General features: G+C 70.6%; 1 protein-coding gene. It reads right to left on the minus strand.

Going from position 1 to position 1,688, the window contains the following annotated elements; all coding sequences use genetic code 11:
• Positions 1 to 432: 432 nt before the first annotated feature.
• Positions 433 to 1,688 (minus strand): lytic murein transglycosylase (locus VOI19_RS19170; RefSeq protein ID WP_323794522.1); only part of this gene is annotated, 1,256 nt, incomplete at its 5' end.

Raw genomic sequence — 1,688 nt, forward strand, 5'->3', positions numbered from 1 at the left:
CCGACTACTCGGGCTGACCTGTGTCTGGATACGTCGACCCGCTCCTTCGTCGCTCAGCCGACTACTCGACGACCAGCAGCTCCATGGTCATCGAGTAGCCGGGACGAGCGCAGCGAGGCACCGGCGTATCGAGATGCCGACCCCGGGCATCGAACAGCGCGGGGCCTGCGTCTCGATACGTCGGCCCGCTCCTTCGTCGCTCAGCCGACTACTCGACGACCAGCAGGTCCCTGGTCATCGAGTAGCCGGGACGAGCGCAGCGAGGCACCGGCGTATCGAGATGCCGACCCCGGTCATCGAGCACCGCGCGGCCTGCGTCTCGATACGCCGGCCCGCTCCTTCGTCGCTCAGCCGACTACTCGACGACCAGCAGGTCCTTGGTCATCGAGTAGCCGGGACGAGCGCAGCGAGGCACCGGCGTATCGAGATGCGTCAGGTCGCGAACGACCCGTCCGCGTTGCGGTAGCCGTTGCCCTGGATCGTGTAGACGACCGCGGTGCCCCGTTCGACCTGGATGGTGACGGTCGAGCCGACCAGCCCGTCGAGCTCGGCGCGGTTGATCTCGATGGTGCCGTCGCCGTCGAGGTCGGACGCCGCCGCCCGGGCGAGCTGGGTGGTCGGGCCGAGGTCGAGGGCGAAGCCCGACAGGCACCAGCCGTCACCGCACGCCGTCCAGGCTCCGGTTCCCGACTTGAGCTCGAGCTCGGGTTCCGGGGCGGGGCTCGGGCTCGGGCTGGGGCTCGGCGTCGGGGCCGGGGTCTTCACCGGACCGGGGTTCGCGGGCCCACTGGGGTTCTTGGGCCCCTTCGGGTCCTTGGACGACCCAGGCGAGTTCGGCGCCTTGGGTGACTGCGGCGCCTTGGGTGCCTTGGGTGCCTTCGGCGACTTCGGCGACTTCGGCGACTTCGAGGCCTGCGCGACCGTCACGACGTCCGGCTCGGGCTCGACCGGCGGGGCCGGGATGTCGAAGACCCCGGTGTGATAGCCGGCGGCGAAGGCCATCACGAGGTCGACGTAGTAGTCGGAGTGGTTGTAGGTGAACACCGCCCGACGCATGGCGGCGTCGTCGGTGAGCGCGCCGTTCGAGCACAGGTAGCCCGCCGCAGCGAGCGCTGCGTCGTCCAGGTCGTTGGGGTCCGCGACCCCGTCGCCGTCGCCGTCGACCCCGGACACCGCCCAGGTCGTGGGGATGAACTGCATCGGTCCGACAGCTCGGTCCCAGACCTTGTCACCGTCGAGGCGACCGTTGTCGGAGTCGCGGATCGCCGCGACCGGCCCCACCCCGTTGAGCGCGATGCCGATGATCAGCGGACGCGAGACGCCATCCACCCCCAGCTGCGAACCGCCGTAGCGGCCGTGGTCGGACTCGACCCGGCCGATGCCGGCGAGCAGGCCCCACGGCAGCTTGCAGCCCGGGTTCGTCCGCTCGATGCGTCGTACGGCGTTGTCGTAGGCGCGCCGGGCGGCCTTCGGGAGGTCGTAGCTGCCCTCAGCGCTGATCGTGAAGAGCTTGGTGCCGGTGGGCGTCACGCGTTGGCTTCGCACACGAGTTGCGGCGTCCCTGGCTGATGCTCGGGGCGAGTCAGCCCACGCCGCCAGCTCACCCGGCGCCAGCGACGCGAGCACCGGGATGGGTCGGTCGGGCGGTGACGCCGCGATCACCTGGCTGATCTCGTTGGTCCGACTCC

Source organism: Nocardioides sp. (genome assembly GCF_034670285.1).
GTDB lineage: Bacteria > Actinomycetota > Actinomycetes > Propionibacteriales > Nocardioidaceae > Nocardioides.